The following is a 17,668-nucleotide window of genomic DNA, read 5'->3' as shown; positions in this document are numbered from 1 at the left end:
TTCACCTCGTTTCAATTGTTTGTCTGATTTCTGCCATATCTGTTGGCAATGGACATTGAAATGCTAATGCTTTTTTCGTAAAAGGATGCGTAAAATGCAACTCGTAGCAATGCAATGCCTGACGGACAAGCGGTAAATTCATTGTCCCGCCATACATATCGTCGCCAACTAAGGGACAACCAATTGCAGAAAAGTGCACACGAATCTGATGGGTTCGCCCAGTATGCAGTTGGATGTCTACTAAAGCTAACTCATCATTTCGTTTTTCTAACCAATATTCCGTATTGGCGTATCGCCCTTCTTCAGATACCATCCGCTTAATCAACGATGTATAATCACGTCCGATTGGCAATTCAATCCGATCATGAGTTACTAAAGTGTCCACTTTTCCTGAAAGCAATGCCTGATATTTTTTTACGAAATTTTTTTCACGCAATTGGACATCTAATTTCGCATGTGCAAAGCCATGTTTCGCAAACAGCATTAAACCAGATGTATCACGGTCTAATCTAGTCACGACATGCACGACCTGATTAACATATCCCTGGCGTTTATAATGCGCTTTGACACGATTAGCCATCGTATGATTCGGATGGTATTGCGCAGGTATTGAAGAAACACCTGCTGGTTTATTTACTACTAAAATATGTTCATCTTCAAAGACAATATCAATCGGGGTTTCATCTAATAAAACCGTTTCGTGTTCGCCTTCGTCCGGAATAATAATCCGCACTTGGTCACCAGATTTTAAATAATATAATACATTTTGAATCACATCATTGACAAAAATTTTCCCACCTTGAAACTTAATTTTCGCTAATAAACCTTTTGAAATGCCTTGTTCCTTTAAAAAACTTTTGACTTGCTGTGTGTGTTCTTTTTGATAATCAAAAATAAATTCCATACGATTTACAATTCTCCAATAAATGCATCACGAACTCGATGCCAAAAATGCATGTGACGATACGAAGCAAAATGAATTCGCTCGTCAGCAATTCGGTACTGTACTGACTCAATTTGATCTTGTTGAATATTAAATTGATCAATGGTAACTAAATAATCATTACTATCTTGTAACTTAATCTCCACCCATTCTTGATGTGCCACCACAATCGGTGAACCCAACGTACGAAAAACGCGATTGTTCAAAGAAGCAATTTCGGCTAATTGAAAGGCATTGATACTAGGGTGTAAGACGGCTCCACCGACGCTTTTGTTATAAGCAGTAGAACCTGTCGGCGTTGATACAGATAAACCATCCCCACGAAAACGTTCAAACAATTCATCTTTAATGTAAATATCCGCAACCATTGTTCGATTGCCTCGTTTAATAGTAGATTCATTCAATGCAATAAAATGCTTGTCTGGTTTCCCATTTCGATATTTAATACGTACATCTAATAAGGGGTAACTGACACTTTTTTCTTGATTTGTACATAAAGTTTCAACTAATTCTTCTAATTCATAGTCACGCCAATCCGTATAAAACCCTAAGTGACCAGTATGCACACCTAAAAAGCGCACTTTATCTAATTTATGGTTATAGAGATGAAATGCTGATAACAACGTGCCATCTCCACCTACAGAAATTACGATATCTGGTTGATCACGATTAATTTCGTGTCCTCTTTTGGTTAAAAGTTGATATAATTTGTCAGCAGCTTTTAAGGATTTTTCGACATGACTGTGAATAACAGCCACTTTTAATTGTCTCATAAAGATTCTTCCTTCCATTCTGCAATCTGCTGATAACGACTATCTCCGGAACTGCCTTTGCCATGTGAAAACAAATGTTGCGCTTCTTGTATTTCTTCGCGAATGCTTGACATCTCTCCATCCAACTGATACGCAGCTTCAGCCGCACGCTTCAAACGTTCCCCTATTTCTTTAGGAAAGTCTCCTTGATATTTATAATTTAATGAATGCTCAATTGTAGCCCAAAAATTCATAGCTAACGTTCGAATTTGAATTTCTGCAAGAATTTTCTTTTCGCCTTCTACTAATTGAACAGGATATTCAATTACTAAATGATACGAACGGTAACCACTCACTTTATGATTCGTTACGTAATCTCGTTCGATAATCACTCTCATATCTTTGCGACTGCGCAAAAGCTTCACAACTTCATGAATATCTTCTACAAATTGGCACATAATTCGTAAACCAGCAATATCTGACATTTCGGCCTCTAAGCGTTCCACTGGAATATTACGCAACTCACATTTTGCTAGAATACTTTCGACAGGTTTGACACGTCCCGTAACAAATTCAATTGGAACATGTTGATTTGTTTCACGAAATTGTTTTCGTATCCCACGAAGTTTGACCTTCAATTCTGCAACTGTTTGCTCATAAGGGGCTAAAAAACTATCCCAATCCTTTTCCATACACATTCCCTCATTTCTCAGCTAACATACACCTATCATTTTATCATAAGTGACGAAAAAGCTTTAGTGTTCCTTTTCGGTTTTGTGCAAAAAGTTGACGAACCTCTCTTTCTAAGGTAAAAAGAAGAGAAGGGACTGATGAAGATGAAACAACTTGAAATTGAATTTAAAACATTATTAACTGAAACAGACTACCATTATTTCTGCAATTTTTATCATTTAAATGAACCAGATTTTCACACACAAACCAATGTTTATTTTGACACACCTACTCAAGATTTACGCCAAAAGCACTGCGGATTACGAATTCGCCAATATGCTGATAGAGGCGAAATCACTTTAAAAACACCACAAGAAATTGGTTTGTTAGAAACCACCGATTCTTTAACTTTAACCGAAACGCAACGGTTAATTGAACAAAAGGTCCTTCCAACTACAGGAGCTGTGGCGCAAGAGTTAGCACGATTAGAGATTGAAATAAGTCAATTAACAATTTTAACATCTTTAACAACTAAACGCGCTGAGTTTGTCATTGCTGAAGGATTATTAGCCTTAGACGAAAGTTGGTATAATCAAGAACATGATTATGAATTAGAGCTAGAAGTTGCTGATGCCCAAATTGGCAAGCAAGCCTTTGAACACTACCTTCATACCCATGCTATTACTTATCGCCCCGCAGAAAATAAAATTGTTCGCGCTACTAAAGCAAAGTAAAAAGGTTTTCATTTTGCCTTTTCTACTTTTTCTGTTAAAGTATAAATGATTTATTTATCTTAGAATGTAATGTATTTGGAGGAACACCTAGTGATCGAGATCTATTTGTTTATTCACCCATTTGGTTCGCTTTGCCTAGAAGAAGAAACCAGATTAATCGATTTTATTAACGAAAGCTCCGAAAAAATCAATTTGCAAATTTTGCCTTTTGTTAATATGACCACTACAACATCTATTATGCGTAAGTATGGTTGGGACAAAAAAGATTTAGACTCTAGAAACACTTTTTTGAATCACTCATACTCGGCAGCACTTGACTACAAAGCAGCACAGCAACAAGGCAAAAAATATGCACGGATTTTTTTACTTAAACTGCAAACAGCAATTATCTGTCACAAAACGCCTTATTCACAGCAGCTAGCGGAAACTCTTTTTGCAGAAACTGGTGGCGATATCGATATGTTTCGTGAAGATCGGCAATCGGCACTCGTCAAAGAAAAATTTTGGCAAGATCAACAGACCGCCAGAGATTTACATATTCAACATCAAACTTCAGCAGTTATCTATAATTTTTATCGTGAAGAAGAATACGGCATTCTCTTACAAGGTGGCGATGCGTTGCGCACCATTCCTTCGTTGTGCCAAAATGCGAGAATATTCTCCTCTTCTAAACGTTTAAAACGTGCGAATGAACGTGTCCACGTAGAAATACCTAGATTAAGACTACTGTAATCCACAGACCGTTAGAAATAATTCTAGCGGTTTTTTTTATGTTATACTTGCATTGCTAGTTTTATATAGAAAGGTTGAATGTTTATGGCATTTATTGGCACACTCTGCCTAATATTAATAACTACCACTCTGGCTTCGCATTTTTCACGAAGAATCGGTATACCAGCTGTAATCGGGCAGTTATTAGTCGGCGTGTTCTTAGGTAGTGCTGGTTTACATCTCGTACAAACCAACGAATTGGTACACGAATTTTCTGAAATCGGTGTTATTCTGCTCATGTTTTTAGCCGGTTTAGAAAGTGATTTAGCTTTGTTACGGAAATACTTTAAGCCGGGATTATTAGTCGCTGTTTTTGGCGTTATTTTGCCACTGGTATTCGGTTTAGGAACCGGTGAAGCCTTCCAAGTTAGCTTCAAAGAATCAGTCTTTTTCGGTATCATTTTAGCAGCTACTTCCGTTAGTATTTCGGTTGAAGTGTTAAAGGAACTCAATGTTGTTAATACAAAAGAAGGGTCGACAATTTTAGGTGCATCGGTTGTTGACGATATTTTAGCAGTATTAATTTTAAGTTTAAGTATTCCCTTTTTTACAGGTGGTGCTACTAACGAAACACCTCTTTCGCTTTTATTGATTGAACAAGTTCTTTATTTTGTGTTGATTTTTGCTTTAGTCAAATGGATTGCACCTTATTTGATTCAATTGGCAGAAAAGTTATTTGCCAATGCCGCAATTATTATCACTTCGTTAGTTATTTGCTTAGGTATGTCGTATCTTGCTGATTTTGTCGGATTAAGTTCTGTCATTGGAGCCTTTTTCGCAGGAATTGCGGTTAGCCAAACAAGAGTCAAACAAGAAGTCATGCATAATGTGGAGGCATTAGGTTATGCAATATTTATCCCCGTCTTCTTTGTAAGTATCGGCTTAGATGTTTCTTTTGAAAACTTTGGAAAACGATTGTTGTTTATCGTAGCTTTCACAATTGTCGCGATTGTCTCTAAATTATTGGGGGGATTCTTGGGTTCCAAAATTGCTGGCTTTGAAACGAACAGTGCCTTAATGGTCGGTGCAGGAATGATTTCACGTGGCGAAATGGCGCTGGTCATTTTACAAATTGGACACCAATCAAATATGATTGAACCGCAATATTACTCACCTTTAGTCATCATTATATTGTTAAGCACCTTACTTTCCCCATTAATTTTGAAGTATTTTACGAAAAAGGCATATCATTAAGAAAGTAGATAGAGAAAAATCTCTACCTACTTTTTTTCATGAAAAAATACTCACTTTTTTCACAACCACTAGAAAAAAGTTAGGACAACCAAACTTTTTTAGTGCATCCGTTTTCGTGAAATGGTACAATTATTTTGTTACTTTAAATAAGAAAGGTCGGATGTTATGGAATTTATTGGTATTCTATGTCTCATTCTTGTGTCGACGACAATCGCGTCACATTTATCGAGGCGAATTGGCATACCAGCTGTTGTTGGTCAACTCTTAGTCGGGGTATTACTAGGAGGTGCAGTTCTCAATTGGGTTCAATCAAGTGAACTGGTACATGAGTTTTCAGAAATTGGTGTTATCTTGTTAATGTTTTTAGCTGGATTAGAAAGTGATCTAAGCTTATTAAAAAAATATCTAAAACCTAGTTTATTAGTTGCAACGTTTGGCGTTATCTTCCCCCTGGTTCTTGGCGCAGTTTCAGGAACCGCATTTCAAATTAGCTTCCAAGAATCATTCTTCTTCGGAATTATTTTATCAGCAACTGCAGTAAGTATTACTGTTGAAGTTCTAAAAGAAATGAACGTTATGAATACAAAAGAAGGTTCAACAACTTTAGGTGCATCGGTTATGGATGATGTCTTAGTTGTTTTAGTTCTAAGTTTAAGTATTCCACTTTTAACAGGTTCCTCCTCAAATGGTGTTCCCTTACCGCTTATGATATTAGAAGAAATTGCTTATTTCGCTCTAATTTTTATGTTGGTCAAATGGATTGCCCCTTATTTAGTAAATTTAGCAGAAAAATTATTTGCTAATTCAGCTGTCATCATTGTTTCACTTGTCATTTGTTTGACAATGGCTTATCTTGCTGACTTTGTTGGTTTGAGTGCCGTTATTGGTGCCTTCTTTGCCGGAGTTGCCGTGAGTCAAACAAAAGTCCAACATGAAGTAATGCACAACGTCGAAGCGTTAGGTTACTCCGTGTTTGTTCCAGTCTTCTTTGTCAGCATTGGATTAGATGTTTCATTTGAAAACTTCAAATCACAATTGCTCTTCATTATCGTCTTCACATTTATTGCTGTGGTCTCTAAAATTCTAGGCGGTTTTACTGGTTCAAAACTTGCTGGATTTAGTACCAACAGTTCTTGGATGGTCGGTGCTGGTATGGTATCTCGTGGTGAAATGGCCTTAATTGTTTTACAGATTGGCTATCAAGCAGGATTAATCGATCCTAGCTATTATTCTCCATTTGTAATCATTATTCTATTAAGCACAGTAATCGCACCATTACTTTTAGAATTCTTCACAAAAAAAGTGTACCCATAGAAAAAGAAGCTTTGAGCACACATTCGCTCAAAGCTTCTTTTGTTTAGTTTTCTAGGTTATTAATCATCCTCTGATGAAAGTCGTGTTTTATTAATAATTGCTCGTGATTTCAAAAGATATTCTTCGTTATCATCTACTTTAATTGCATAAATCATAAATAAGGCATCTACCAGAGCAATTTGTGCAAGTAGCGAAGAAACAGCTTCTGGTCGATATTTTGTTTCATCTGAAACGGAGACAAGAATGATATCACTAAGTTTTGCCAAAGGTGAGTGGCGATTACTGGTAATCGTAATAATAGGAATATTTTTTTCTCGGGCAATTGTTGCTAATTGAATCATATCTTTATTGTGACCAGTATGTGAAATTAAAAAAAGACAATCATTTTCTCCTAACTTGGTTAAAGACATCATCTGTAAATGATAATCTTGAATATACGTACAGTTCAATGATGAACGTAAAAAACAATGAAATGCATTCATAGCAACAACTTGTGACGCACCCAAACCAAAAATGCTACATGTCTTTACCTTTGCCAACAAATCAATTGCTTTTTTTAAATCTTCTTCCATTAAAATAGATTGTGTCTCATCTAATGAAATCTTGCTCATATAAAATGAATTCGTAGCAATTTCGACAAACGAATCATCTTTAGTCAGGTTTGGAAAAAATTTGGATGATTGTGCATCGTGGCCATCATATACTTTCAAACGCATTTCTTGATACGATTGATAGCCTAGCTTTTTAGATAGACGCGAAATAGTAGCAATCGAAACATTTATTTTTTTAGAAACATCCGAAATTGTCATCATACTAGCTGCTGCAACATCTGCTAGAATAAAATCAATCACTGTTTTTTCTGCTTTCGTTAGATTCTCATAATTACTTTTAGCAATACTTTGAAAATTAGACATATTACTCCTCCCTATTAATGTTAACTGACCCAACATCTTTGGTAAATCATAAAATAAAGCTGCTACAAAAGCAAGTTCCATTTTATCTATTCAAATAAATAAAATCGCCATGAAGCGGTCACTTCACAACGATTTTTTTATTTTATATAGGAGTCACTATCGTATCTGGTTGTTTTCCCACAATCATGCGCTCTAAATCAGTTACACATTTATCACCCATTCCTTCTAAACACTCAAAAGTATATGCCGACGTGTGAGGTGTAATTAACATTTTTTCATTCTTAAAGTAAGGATGTGTGTTCAGCGCTGGTTCTGAAATCATGACATCTGTTGCAGCGGCTCGGACAATTCCTTTATCAATAGCTGTCAACAGAGCATCTTCTTCAATTAATGCACCTCTAGCTGTGTTTGTGATGTAAACACCTTTTTTCATCTTAGAAAAAGCAGCTTTATTTAAAATTTGAAAGCTAGTTTCATTTAACGATGCATTCAGAGAAATGATATCTGCTTCTTGTAATAATTCGTCCAGTGGTACTATTTCTGCTTGATGTTTCTTTACCCACTCTGAATCAACATTAGGATCAGTTACTAATAAGCGAGTATTAAAACCATATTTTAAAATTTCTGCTACTCGGCTACCAATATTTCCGCAACCAATCACACCCACTGTTTTACCAGTTAAATTATTTCCCATAAATTGGGCACGATCTTGCCAACGATTTTCTTTAGCAGCTTGAGAAGAAGCCACTGTTTGGCGAACAAGTGCCATTAAATTGGCCACAGCATTTTCAGCAACTGCATCACGTTCAACTAGAGGTGGCACAATCGTTACAATCGTTCCTTTTTCTTTTGCTGCTTCCAAATCAACGTTATTATAGCCGATTCCATGACGAGAAATAATTAATAATTCATCTTTATGCTCAAAAAATTCTTTTGTGAAAAATGGTGTAACACTAGATATTATTAAATTGTATCCATGTAGTTCATTTGCTAGCGTCACACCATCTATATCATTTGGAAAAGTGAAACGTTTGACGGGTCCAATAGCTTCCAATCTTTTCAGATGATCTGGAAACCATTCCCCAAAACTACTTGAATTAACAATTGCTATCTTATATTGGCCCATTTTACTGTTTCCTCCTCTTTTCATTAATATCTATCATTCAATTGTTTTCATTGCGTGTCCTCCAAAACCATTTCGTAAAGAGGAAACAACTTTTCCTGTAAATGTATCGTCTTCTAATGAACGATAGCGCATCATTAATGACATCGTAATCACGGGAATTGCTACTTGTTTTTGCAACGCTTCATCTACTGTCCATTTGCCTTCACCAGAAGAATACATAATTCCTTTTACCTTATCTAACTTTGGATCTTTCTTAAATGCTTCTTCTGCTAATTCGATTAGCCATGATCGGATAACAGAACCGTTATTCCAAAGTCTAGCAACTTTTTCATTATCAAAGTCATACTCAGAATGTTCTAATAAGTCAAACCCTTCTCCAATAGCTGCCATCATGGCGTATTCAATACCGTTATGAATCATTTTTAAATAATGACCACTTCCTGATTTTCCTGTATACAGATAGCCATTTTGACATGAAATTTTTTCAAAAAGCTTCTCTACAAAGTCAAAGGTTTCTTTATTCCCACCAATCATAAAGTTCCCACCATTCAATGCACCACTCATCCCACCAGAAGAACCACAGTCTAAAAACGAAATTCCTTTCATTGCTAAGTATTCATAATTTTCAACAGAGTCTTTAAAAAATGAATTTCCGCCATCGATGATAATATCACCTTCAGATAATAATTCGCCTAACTCACTAACTACCTGACGTGTGACTTCACCAGCTGGAACCATTAACCAGATGATACGTTTTCCTGATAATGCAGCAACAACTTCAGATAAGGATCCTACTTGCTTGAACTCTCCTTCCATTTCAATCGTGCTTGCTTTATCGTACCCAATTACTCTTATACCATTCCGCATCATATTTTGGGTTAATCCTAATCCCATTTTTCCTAAACCAATCATTCCGATTTCATTTATAGCTTCCATTGTTTGTTATCTCCTAACTATTATTTTTCTTAACCTTATATTAAGAAAATAATTTACATTTGTCAAACAATAAAAGAAAATATTTTACAAAAAATGTTAAAAAAGGAGATTGGATGCCTCCAACCTCCACTTTTTTACTCATACCATGAATAATGGAAAATTCCTTCACGGTCTGTACGTTCGTAAGTATGTGCACCAAAATAATCACGTTGCGCTTGAATGATATTCGCTGGCAAACGTTCCGAACGATATGAATCGAAATATGAAATGGCTGATGAGAATGTTGGTACAGGTACTCCTGCTTGAACGGCTAACGCGACCACATCACGAACAGCTTGTTGGTAGTTCGCAGTAATGTCTTTAAAATAATCATCCAACAATAAGTTTTCTAAATCAGCTTCTTTATCATAGGCATCGGTAATTTTTTGCAAGAATTGTGCACGGATAATACATCCTTCACGCCAAATTTTCGCAATTTCACCGAATGGTAATTCCCAATTATATTCTTTTGAAGCAGAACGTAATTGCGCAAAGCCTTGCGCGTAGCTCATAATTTTACTGAAATACAAGGCTTGACGAATTTTTTCAACAAATTCTTTTTTATCGCCTTCAAACTGATACGCGGCTGGTTTTGGTAAAACGTTACTTGCTTGTACACGTTCCTCTTTATATGCAGAGATATAACGAGCAAAAACAGATTCTGTAATTAATGGTAAGGGTACACCTAAATCTAGGGCACTTTGACTCGTCCATTTCCCAGTTCCTTTATTGCCAGCTGCATCTAAGATTACATCGACAATTGGTTTTCCTGTGCCTAAATCGTCTTTACGTGTTAGGATATCTGCAGTAATTTCAATTAAGAAACTATCTAACTCCCCTGTATTCCATTCGGCAAAAATTTCGGCCATTTCATCCACAGACAAACCTAAAATGTTTTGCATTAAATCATACGATTCCGCAATTAATTGCATATCTCCGTATTCGATGCCGTTATGCACCATTTTTACATAATGACCTGCGCCATCTGGACCAATATAGGTCACACAAGGGGAGCCATCTTCTGCTTTCGCAGAAATTTTTTCTAAGATAGGTGCCACTAATTCATAGGCTTCTTTTTGACCGCCAGGCATGATTGATGGGCCTTTTAAGGCACCTTCTTCTCCACCAGAAACACCGGTTCCAATAAAGTTAATGCCAGAGTCTGCTAATTCATTACTACGACGGATCGTGTCTTGGAAGAAGGTATTTCCGCCATCAATTAGCACATCCCCTTGATCTAAATGTGGTAATAAGGATTGAATGGTTGCGTCTGTTCCGCGACCCGCTTGAACCATTAATACAATACGACGTGGTTTTTCGATAGAATCAACAAATTCTTCCACGCTGTAAGTTCCTTTTAAGTTCTTATCTGGATTGTCATGAACCACTTCTTCTGTTTTTGAACCGGTACGGTTGTATAAAGCAACAGAATAGCCCCGGCTTTCGATATTTAGCGCTAAGTTTTTACCCATTACGGCCATCCCAACAACGCCAATTTGTTGTTTTGTCATCTGTACTCCTCCTGATTACATCTTTTTAGTAAATTTTTTTCAATTAACCAATGTGCAACGTTTTCTAAACTAGGAACAATTGTTTCTATATGCCTAAAATCTGCTGGAATCTCTACTACTTGTTCTGAACTACTGTCAGGAACAATGATAAATGGAATCTTTGCATTGTTCGCTGCTCTAGCACCCGTTATAGAATCTTCCAATACTAATGCAGATTGATGGTCTACACCAAGCATCTCTAAAGCCGTGAGATACAATTCTGGATGAGGTTTAACATTTGCCACCTCATCACCAGTAATTACCACATCAAACCATGAAGTCATATGATAATGTTCAAAAACACGTGACACTCTATTTTTATAAGAAGAAGTTGCAACGGCTGTTTTTATTTGATTCGCTTTTAATACTTCTATTAATTCTTTCAAATAGGGTTTCAAAGGAATTTTTCCATTTGCTAGATTCTGGTAAAAATAGTCTTCTCGTATTTTACGAATAGACATCACAATAGACAGGTCATTCGTCAATTGCTGTAGTGCTTTAATATTGTCATCTATGCTTCGACCTGCTGCATCGCTAATAAACGTTCCTGGTAATTCAACGTTCAAAGCGTTGGCACCTAATAACCAACCTTCTTTGTAAGTTTTTTCTGTATCAATCATTAGACCATCCATATCAAAGACAACCGCCTCTAAGGATCTTGTCATTAAGTTTTCTCCTTTGCCATCAATTAAAACTACTTTCAAAAAATCAGTCATTTCTGAGAATAAAGAAGTCTACCACTTAGCGAGAATAATTAGTTGTTAAAAATCGTCCTCTTCTTCATCTTCTACACCTGTAGACTGTAGTTCCGTCACATGCCAAGAGGTAATGCCATTTTTCCCTTGTTCCACAATTGTTGCTACCGCTTCGTTTACAGGAGTTCCAATGAATTGATGATTAATAGCTTCTAAAAGCATAGGAAAACTTACACCTGAAATAATGTGAACTCTCTGTTGTAATTCTTAATCTAGTCCATTAATTGCAATGACTGATTGATTGTACGGACTGGCACTTAATAAATCCGCTAAGATAATGACACCATCACCATCATCTACTTTTTTTACTGCATCAGTAATATCGTCCCCCAATGCATCTACAGGATTCCCTGCATGCAAATTAACAATTTCTATATTATTTGCTTCACCCACTACTACTTCTGCGGCATCTTTGAATCCATCACTAAGTTTTCCATGTGTTGCTATCACAATTCCTAACACATTTAATTCCTCCTCTTTTGATTCAATTGAAAAAATCGTCTAAATTTTGATAGTTTTCGTAATTAAGTTCTTTTTCTTTTAATGTTTGTTTCTTCAATACCAGTTCTTTCCAGACTTTTGTAGAATGAGTCATTACTGTTAGATACTCAAAATTAGCATCCCATTCTTTTGCTATAATTGTTGGTATTTTCGTTTTTTTATCATCATTACGAACTACTCTAACTAATTCACCTTAAGCCCCAACTGAATCTAAAATAGTTAACCGTTGAGAGTTTAAGTTCAATTTTTTCCGCACTTTTTTAGTGCTAGTATCCCCTTGACAACCATGATCGTAAAACACAAAAGCAAGAGTCGGATCTGAGTTCTCTTTTATAAAGTTCAGCATATATAAGAGAGACGACGTGTTCCTTATAAGATTATTTTTTTCTGGCCAACCCCTTGTCACTTGTCCAAAAATATAAAAGAAGACAAAGTAGAACAAAACAAGCAAAATGGTCTGATAGGAAATGCCTCCTTTTTCAAAGACGGGAATTCCTATAAAATACGTAAACAAAATTCCTAAAATAAGCATTATAAGAGATAGTCCCATAAGAGTATTGGTTGTTTGCTTCTTTTGTTTTTCTACACTAAAGACATAATAATCCCCTTGATAAATTGCGGGCGTGTCATAATACGTAGCAATAACATGTTTCGCTTTTTTTAAATCTCCTACAACAATATGAAAACTATTTTTGTCTTGCTTATCTTTTCGTATTTCTACATCCTTACGTATACTTAACAAATCGCTGACAAAACTTTGTAAAAAGCGTTGTTTTTGATGTTTTGTATATCTTTTCTTATATAAAAGATTGTAACGGATAAACCAATCGTTGAATTGTTCTGTCATTGTCATATTTACACCTATCTTACTATTCGATTAATCGAATTTTGTTAGAACCGTTTCTAAAGAAGTACTGGAAGCTGCTGGTGTTGCTTGGAAATAAATATTTTCAACCCCATAATTGTCTTTTAATTCTTTTAACTTCAACGCATCTTCTTTATTTGTATATACTGACTTAGTGACAAGAATATCTTTATCAGGATTTTTTTGAGCAATCCCACCAATATTAACGTCAGTCATTGGAATACCATGTTTGACTAGTTCATAGACAGTATCAATTGTTTTCGTAACAATAATACAGTTATATTCTTTAAATTTAAATTCGTCCCAATAATATTTACATTTTTCTGTCGTCATAACTATAGTTTTCTTACCAGTTCGACTACCAGCACTCTTGTATAAGTCTTTCATAAACTTATCTTTTGCTACTACGTCATCTACGACAAAAATTGAATTTACTCCACTCTTTTGTGACAATGTCAGCATTACTTGCCCATGAATCAATCGCTCATCTACTCTTGCTAAATTTACTACACCCATTAAAAATCTTCCTTTCTATCACTTGTTTTTAGTTTGTTATAAAATACCTATCGCTGCCAAAACAATCAAAATTCCTGTTAACCATAATAATGCTTGCGTAACCTTCAATCCCTTTTTCGTATAATAGAGATACACACCCATTACAGTTGCCAATGGTAATAATCCAGGAACAATTTTATCTAGTATTTCTTGAATAACAAATTCTCTTCCAGAAATATCAAATGACAAGCTAGACGTAACCGTAATATAATTCCCTGCTAAAACCCCCATCATAAACAGACCAAGAATTGACAATAAATCAATCATTGTTTTGATTCCAGCACTTTCCATCAAACTAGTTGCATTTCGACCCATCGAGAATCCTTGTTTTGCAAAGAATAATCCCATGGCAAATTGATACAATGCAAAGGCAATAAATGGGAATAAAGCACCCATTGCGCTACCTTCTTGCGCCCATGGTACAGCAATCGCAATAAAGATATATTGAATAGTCCCTGAGTCAATAGCATCCCCAATTCCAGCTAAAGCGCCCATCAAACCTGCTTTGGTATTGTACATTAAGTCATCAGTCATAGTTATTTCTTCATTGTTGTACTCTTGTCGTGCTCTTTCTTGTTCCATAGAAGACATTAAGCCAGTGATAACACCACCACCCCAAGTTAACTGAGTATTAAAGAATAATAACTGACGTTTATAAGCTGCTTTTAATTGTTCATCATCTTTATATAATTTTCTTAAGATAGGCATCATTCCATATAGAAGAGATGGCGCTAAGTAACGCTCAAATGAATGTGGAATTTCATTTGCAAAATGCCATCTTAAATATGATTTACGAACATCATTTTGTGTAATCTCTTCTGGCGCACCAGCTTTTTTTACATTTTCATTATTAGTCATCAATTTTCCCTCCGTTCAATTAAAAATCATCGTCATCATCATCAAAATCTACATTGCCACTAGAAGATGCTGCACTTGGCGTAGTATTAGAGCCTTTTGCTAATACAAATGCTGCAGCAATTAAAGCTCCTAAAATAGCATAAGTTACCATTGTGATTTCTAGTGGTTTGAAAATCACACTTGCAAAATAAGCTAAGAAGAAGAAAATCAAATAATCTTTTCTTCCAATAACATAAATGGTAGTTGCAATACCTATAGCCGCTAAACCGCCACCTACAACTTCAAGAATATGAATAATAACTGTTCCTTCTAACGCTGCAATCACATTCGCAATAACGGGAGCACCTAAATAAAGAGCAACAAACACTAATGGAACAAATAGCATAAATGACGCGATAGTTGGATACCAAATGATTGAACGTCTCATTGCTCCATCATCTAATTTTTCAACGGCAGTATCAATGTGTTTACCTAAGAAAGTATTGATAAAGAATCTAAATTGATATAAATAACTACCTAACAAACCTACGGGTACAGCAACGGAAATCGCAGCTTCAGGTGCTAAATTGCCTAATAAAGCGACTGGCACTGCAATTGCCGTTGCAATTGATGGTTCTGATGGCATCGATCCACCTGGTGAGAATACCCCCATATAAATTAACTGAATAGCAGCTGTTACAATCATCGCTTGTTTTACATCGCCTAATACGATCCCTACAACCAAACCAGTCATTAATGGTGAGAAACGTAAGGTGAGCGTTGCCCCACCACCAAGCCATCTAGACATAACGGCTGCAACCCATAATGCAATCAGCAAACTCTGTAAGACTGTTAATGTTTCCAAAATAATTCCTCCTTAATAATAATTATTTAGTAGCAATATAGTTTTCTAAATTAAAAATCGCTTGTTTCACTCTTTCTTCATTAACTTCAGTCGGTATTAAATGTACTTTTTCCTTACTATTTATAAAAGTGACAATCTTATTTGTTTCTTCTTTTGTTAGCGGTACCAATTTCATATCTGCTAAAGATTTTGGTAAATTGAGCATCTTATAAAAAGGCAATAACTCATCAATTAAAATCCACCGTTCTTCTAATGCCAATTGATAAAGAATACCATACGCTACTTTTTCCCCATGTAAATAGTGATGACTAGCTGGTAAGTATTTTGAAATAGCATCATGAATCGCATGAGCAGCTGCATTACGTGCATATTTGTCCCCTAAACCACCTACTAAACCTGCTACAGCGAAAATGATTTCCGATAGATTAACAAATTCTTCTGAAACAATTCCTTGTTTCATGTCTTCAATTGCTTTTTGACTATTTCCTAGAATTGCTTCTTTACTAATCATCGATGTGTATCTAGCTAATTGTAAAAATGGATAATTCAAGAGTTCTGGTTGACTTACAATCAAATCTGATTCATACCATTTTGCAATAGTGTCTGCTAAACCTGCTACAAAATAATTAATAGGCGCGTCAATAACCAAATAGGGATCTGTAATCAGAAATGTCGCTTGGCGCAAATAATGCTCTGTTGTCCCTTCTGCTTCTCCAGATTCTTTATACATAACAGACAATGGTGTCCACGGTGCACAATTGCTGGCTAAGGTTGGAATAACACCACTTGGTAAATTGTTGACATGTGCTGCATACTCCACTAAATCGACCAATTTCCCTCCACCAACACCAATAATGAACTCTATCTGCTCTTTATCGACAATCTTAGAAATTAAATCCGTGCCATAATAACTGCATTCTCCCGTATATTGATGATAAATAAATTGATATTTTTTGTTTGAGAGAAAATTCATAAACGGTTTGGCTTTCTTCCAAGATTCTGTTCCATGTACAACTAAAATTCGCTTTCCTCTAAATTCATCCAATATTTTTGGAACAAACTCATCAATAGCTCCTTTAGAATATTTGTAGAACTGAGGACCTGGTTTTACTTTTAAATCATTTAGCACTTTTTTATCACCTCTTTAAAAATAATGAAAAGTAGTTACTGCAAATACATTAAAAAAAGATAGATAATTTCTATCACTTATGAATGATTTGCAACAAATGACTATTTGCCCAATTTTATTCCAACTAAATCTTTGAGAAACATCTATCACTATATAAAGAATAATGAAACCCTCTTAACTTTTTTATTTAACTCCTTTCTGTGTTTCACTATAAATTCAAAATATCATAAAAAATATTTTTTGTAAAGGCTTACAAAAATAAAATTTATTTTTTAAGAATAGTGTGATAAAATATTTTTATAAAAACATGAAAGGGTGTACAATTATGAAGGATAATACTTATTTAATGAATAAAATTTCCCAAGAGTATCGATTTTATAGTGATACTGAAAAAAAAGTAGCTGATTACTTTCGCCAAAATTCCAATGAATTAATAAAAAAAACAATTACTCATTTATCTGATGAGATTGGTGTATCACAAACAACTATTTTCAAATTTGTAAAAAAATTAGGATTTGATGGTTTTCAAGATTTTAAAATTTCTTTGGCGGTTCATTCTAAGAGTTCAGATTCTGATTCTGTATTGACAGCATATACGGATATTACGCCACAAGATACAAGTGACGAAGTAGCCACAAAAGTATTGAATTCAAATATTAAATCCATGAATTATTTAATCAATTCTATGTCAAAAGAAAAACTGGATAATGTACTTACGATGATTCAAAAATGTAATTATATTCATTTCTTTGGTATTGGTGGTTCTTCTGTGATTGCATACGATAGCTATCAAAAATTTTTACGAACCAAATATCGTTGTGACTTCACTTTTGATTATCATTTACAATTGATGAATGCAACCAAATTAAAAGAAGATGATGTTGTATTTCTTTTCTCTCACTCTGGTCAATCTGTCGAAACACTCAATTTTGCTCAAGAAGTTTCAAAGAGTCAGGCTAAGCTAATCGTTTTAACAGGTAATCCCTACTCTGATTTAGTTCGTTTGTCAGATGAATCTTTTACTATTTATTCTGAGGAATCCAAATTCCGAACAGAATCTTTGTCTTCACGTATCCTTTATCTCACTGTAATGGATATTATCTATGTTAATTTAATGTATCAAGACGACAAAGTTGCTCAAACTTCCATGAGTAAAATACGTTCAATTTTATCTACATCGAAAACAGAAAGCGATTACATCTTATAATATTAAAAA

18 protein-coding genes and 1 pseudogene are annotated in these 17,668 nt (G+C 35.1%); 5 read left to right on the top strand and 14 right to left on the bottom strand.

The window, feature by feature from the left end; translation table 11 throughout:
• Position 1: 1 nt before the first annotated feature.
• From AC4BC7_RS15620 to yjbM, 3 genes are read right to left on the bottom strand one after another with little or no spacing between them, the layout of a single operon-like run.
• Positions 2-904 carry an RluA family pseudouridine synthase gene (locus AC4BC7_RS15620; RefSeq protein ID WP_490503337.1) on the bottom strand — a complete coding sequence of 301 codons (903 nt, stop codon included), beginning with the start codon at positions 902-904 and terminating at the stop codon, positions 2-4.
• A 5-nt stretch (positions 905-909) separates the two neighbouring features.
• Positions 910-1,716, bottom strand: coding sequence for an NAD kinase (locus tag AC4BC7_RS15615; protein ID WP_207941584.1), 807 nt, complete (start codon positions 1,714-1,716; stop codon positions 910-912).
• Positions 1,713-2,387: a GTP diphosphokinase gene (gene yjbM, locus AC4BC7_RS15610; protein ID WP_207941583.1), complete on the bottom strand. Its 675-nt coding sequence runs from the start codon at positions 2,385-2,387 to the stop codon at positions 1,713-1,715. Before yjbM ends, AC4BC7_RS15615 begins: the two co-directional genes overlap by 4 nt.
• A 144-nt stretch (positions 2,388-2,531) precedes the next feature.
• On the opposite strand from yjbM, the gene AC4BC7_RS15605 reads away from it, so the two are divergent.
• The 4 genes from AC4BC7_RS15605 to AC4BC7_RS15590 all read left to right on the top strand — a co-directional run bounded on the left by AC4BC7_RS15605 (position 2,532) and on the right by AC4BC7_RS15590 (position 6,380).
• Complete coding sequence (locus tag AC4BC7_RS15605; RefSeq protein WP_207941837.1) at positions 2,532-3,101, top strand: CYTH domain-containing protein; 570 nt, start codon at positions 2,532-2,534, stop codon at positions 3,099-3,101.
• Between the two features lie 90 nt (positions 3,102-3,191).
• Positions 3,192-3,833 (top strand): DsbA family protein, encoded by a 642-nt coding sequence (locus tag AC4BC7_RS15600; protein WP_207941582.1) that lies wholly within the window; start codon positions 3,192-3,194, stop codon positions 3,831-3,833.
• 84 nt (positions 3,834-3,917) lie between these two features.
• A complete protein-coding gene (locus AC4BC7_RS15595) occupies positions 3,918-5,066 on the top strand; it encodes a cation:proton antiporter (protein WP_490503336.1) in 1,149 nt (382 codons plus the stop codon).
• Between the two features lie 165 nt (positions 5,067-5,231).
• Positions 5,232-6,380: a cation:proton antiporter gene (locus tag AC4BC7_RS15590; protein ID WP_207941580.1), complete on the top strand. Its 1,149-nt coding sequence runs from the start codon at positions 5,232-5,234 to the stop codon at positions 6,378-6,380.
• Positions 6,381-6,439: 59 nt separating this feature from the next.
• Here AC4BC7_RS15590 and AC4BC7_RS15585 read toward each other — a convergent pair whose 3' ends face one another.
• The 11 genes and pseudogenes from AC4BC7_RS15585 to AC4BC7_RS15535 form a co-directional block, all read right to left on the bottom strand.
• Positions 6,440-7,294, bottom strand: coding sequence for a MurR/RpiR family transcriptional regulator (locus AC4BC7_RS15585; protein ID WP_207941579.1), 855 nt, complete (start codon positions 7,292-7,294; stop codon positions 6,440-6,442).
• Between the two features lie 142 nt (positions 7,295-7,436).
• The gene (locus AC4BC7_RS15580) at positions 7,437-8,420 is read right to left on the bottom strand and encodes a D-isomer specific 2-hydroxyacid dehydrogenase family protein (protein WP_207941578.1); all 984 of its coding nucleotides are present in this window, start codon (positions 8,418-8,420) and stop codon (positions 7,437-7,439) included.
• 33 nt (positions 8,421-8,453) lie between these two features.
• On the bottom strand, positions 8,454-9,356 hold the full coding sequence (gene gnd, locus AC4BC7_RS15575) for a phosphogluconate dehydrogenase (NAD(+)-dependent, decarboxylating) (RefSeq protein WP_207941577.1): 903 nt from the start codon (positions 9,354-9,356) through the stop codon (positions 8,454-8,456).
• A gap of 134 nt (positions 9,357-9,490) precedes the next feature.
• Positions 9,491-10,906 carry an NADP-dependent phosphogluconate dehydrogenase gene (gnd, locus tag AC4BC7_RS15570; protein WP_339076299.1) on the bottom strand — a complete coding sequence of 472 codons (1,416 nt, stop codon included), beginning with the start codon at positions 10,904-10,906 and terminating at the stop codon, positions 9,491-9,493.
• Complete coding sequence (locus AC4BC7_RS15565) at positions 10,903-11,610, bottom strand: HAD family hydrolase (RefSeq protein ID WP_490503335.1); 708 nt, start codon at positions 11,608-11,610, stop codon at positions 10,903-10,905. The genes gnd (AC4BC7_RS15570) and AC4BC7_RS15565 overlap by 4 nt, the downstream gene beginning before the upstream one ends.
• A gap of 96 nt (positions 11,611-11,706) precedes the next feature.
• Positions 11,707-12,162, bottom strand: a pseudogene (locus AC4BC7_RS15560) (PTS sugar transporter subunit IIA).
• A 232-nt stretch (positions 12,163-12,394) separates the two neighbouring features.
• Positions 12,395-13,054 carry a hypothetical protein gene (locus tag AC4BC7_RS15555; protein WP_490503334.1) on the bottom strand — a complete coding sequence of 220 codons (660 nt, stop codon included), beginning with the start codon at positions 13,052-13,054 and terminating at the stop codon, positions 12,395-12,397.
• A gap of 24 nt (positions 13,055-13,078) precedes the next feature.
• Complete coding sequence (locus AC4BC7_RS15550; RefSeq protein WP_207942137.1) at positions 13,079-13,582, bottom strand: PTS sugar transporter subunit IIB; 504 nt, start codon at positions 13,580-13,582, stop codon at positions 13,079-13,081.
• A 36-nt stretch (positions 13,583-13,618) separates the two neighbouring features.
• Positions 13,619-14,479, bottom strand: a complete 861-nt coding sequence (locus AC4BC7_RS15545) for a PTS system mannose/fructose/sorbose family transporter subunit IID (protein ID WP_207942136.1) — start codon at positions 14,477-14,479, stop codon at positions 13,619-13,621.
• A gap of 19 nt (positions 14,480-14,498) precedes the next feature.
• Positions 14,499-15,323, bottom strand: a complete 825-nt coding sequence (locus tag AC4BC7_RS15540) for a PTS mannose/fructose/sorbose/N-acetylgalactosamine transporter subunit IIC (protein WP_207942135.1) — start codon at positions 15,321-15,323, stop codon at positions 14,499-14,501.
• Between the two features lie 22 nt (positions 15,324-15,345).
• On the bottom strand, positions 15,346-16,452 hold the full coding sequence (locus AC4BC7_RS15535) for an iron-containing alcohol dehydrogenase family protein (protein ID WP_490503333.1): 1,107 nt from the start codon (positions 16,450-16,452) through the stop codon (positions 15,346-15,348).
• A gap of 325 nt (positions 16,453-16,777) precedes the next feature.
• Between AC4BC7_RS15535 and AC4BC7_RS15530 the strand changes: the two genes are divergently transcribed.
• Positions 16,778-17,659 carry a MurR/RpiR family transcriptional regulator gene (locus AC4BC7_RS15530; RefSeq protein WP_207942133.1) on the top strand — a complete coding sequence of 294 codons (882 nt, stop codon included), beginning with the start codon at positions 16,778-16,780 and terminating at the stop codon, positions 17,657-17,659.
• The last annotated feature ends 9 nt before the right edge of the window (positions 17,660-17,668 follow it).

Source organism: Enterococcus sp. AMC1623, assembly GCF_058216495.1.
The sequence above is the reverse complement of the archived record's forward strand: the minus strand, read 5'-3'. Positions and strand labels throughout refer to the sequence as shown.